The sequence below is a fragment of the Alkalihalobacterium chitinilyticum genome (assembly GCF_029028005.1).
Taxonomy (GTDB): domain Bacteria; phylum Bacillota; class Bacilli; order Bacillales; family Bacillaceae_F; genus Alkalihalobacterium; species Alkalihalobacterium chitinilyticum.
Genome location: NZ_JAOTPO010000042.1, coordinates 1 through 1,812, shown reverse-complemented (window position 1 = coordinate 1,812; position 1,812 = coordinate 1). Strand labels below are relative to the sequence as shown.

Sequence of the window (1,812 nt, the reverse complement as noted above, 5' to 3'; positions counted from 1 at the left end):
GTTGTACTCCCTCTGTTAGATTAATATATCTCTTAAATACTCGCTTATTCGCAGGATTTCAAACCACTAGTAAGAACTATGACGGATAAATGGAATGAGTTTTGAGAATAAAGGCTACATGAAGGCATGCGGAAATAGAGGAGTAAATAGAAACTCCACCTTTTACCATATAATGCACGATTCTCCACGCCGCCCCTGGAGGCTTTCCCTCCCATGTCTCAACGGGTCTTTTGCCCTCTCATTCCTTCGTCATGCCTATCCAAGGGGTGGAGGCCGGTTTTGCTGCGCAAACGGGTCAGTGCCCTTAGGTACAACGGATTCCAGTACTCCGTGCTTTCTCTGTAATCCTACGAATAAGCCAATATTCAAGAATTATTAAACTGCTTTTAATTACTTTAAAGCCATACTTAGCTTACGATTAGAATTAAGCTGCTATAGGTGCTAATGGTTGTACTTTCTGAGAACAATATGGTTCATGACTTTTAGCTATTGCCACCAATATTCTTGCTAATTTCCCCACGAGTTTCATGATAGATTTCATTTTTTTCAACTTTTTGACGTTAACATTATTAAAATGAATCTGCTTGAAATCAGAGTTATTGCTCACAAGACTTAATGTCGTTAAAAATAAAAAGCGCCTTAGTCGAGATCTCCCGCGTTTTGAAACGACAATTTGTCCTTTCCATTTACCTGAACTTGCTTCTACCAGATGCAAACCCGCATGCCGTAATAGAGAATTACCATGCGCGAAGCCACTTAAATCACCAGCTTCTCCTAAAATACCCGCCAATGAAATTTCACTAATTCCTTCAATGGCAAGTACTTTTTTAGCGAAAGTAATTTGGTCAAGTACGGAAGTGACTTCTTTTTCTACTCTTTCTAGTTGGATTTTTGCTAAATCGAATTCTTCAAGTAAATGTTCCAAGTGCAGCTTATAGGCTTCATGAGCTTGTTTACTACCAACAGAACTTTTGGCTAAGTCAATTAGCGATTGTGCTTTTTTAAGTCCTGCGTGACGTTTCATCACTGTTTTCCAACCTTCCACAATATCCTGTGCTTTCATGGAACATAGTTCTGAAGGTGTAGGAAATAACCGAAGTGTTGCGATTGCCCCTTTACCTTTTACATCTTTAAATACTTCTCGAAGTTCAGGGAAGACAATATCTACCCAACGATTTATTTGGTTAATAGAACTGGTGAGGCGTTTGACGATTACATCTCGGTTAGCCATTAGTACTCGAAGCTTTTCAAAAGCTTCAGAAGTGGGTCGGATAAAGGAGTAATACCCATTCTTGACCATATCTGCAATCACAAGGGCATCCTTTTTATCACTTTTAGATTGGGTATTATCACGATTTTCTTTGTTTCTTTTCACATGGTGAGGATTAACTGTTACTACATCAATATCCTGATCATATAGCCATTTAGATAGACTCAACCAGTAATGTCCGGTAGGTTCCATCCCTACTATTTCAGTATTCAATCCTTTTAAAAGTTTTAAATGATTAATCCATTCTATTAACCTAGCGAAACCATTCTCGTTATTTTCAAAAGTGAGAGGATCACCGACGACAATACCACGAAAATTTACAGCACGAGCTACGTGTGTTTGTTGAGCAATATCCACACCAACAACAAGGTGTTTATCAGAAATTCTTTCAATTAGTTGATTTTGTTTGTCTTGCATTTTAAACTTCATATAAGAGCTTCCTCCTTAAGGTTGAGTTTTAGAGTGGTGTCTATACTCATATCTTACTGAGGGGCTCTATTTTTTTCAAAGTCAAAATTAACGCACTACAGGAATGCTGCGCA

1 protein-coding gene is annotated in these 1,812 nt (G+C 38.2%); it reads right to left on the bottom strand.

The features are described 5' to 3' along the window. Nucleotides 1-424 precede the first annotated feature (424 nt). The gene (locus N7Z68_RS24105) at nucleotides 425-1,699 is read right to left on the bottom strand and encodes an IS110 family RNA-guided transposase (protein WP_275120952.1); all 1,275 of its coding nucleotides are present in this window, start codon (nucleotides 1,697-1,699) and stop codon (nucleotides 425-427) included. Nucleotides 1,700-1,812 lie beyond the last annotated feature (113 nt).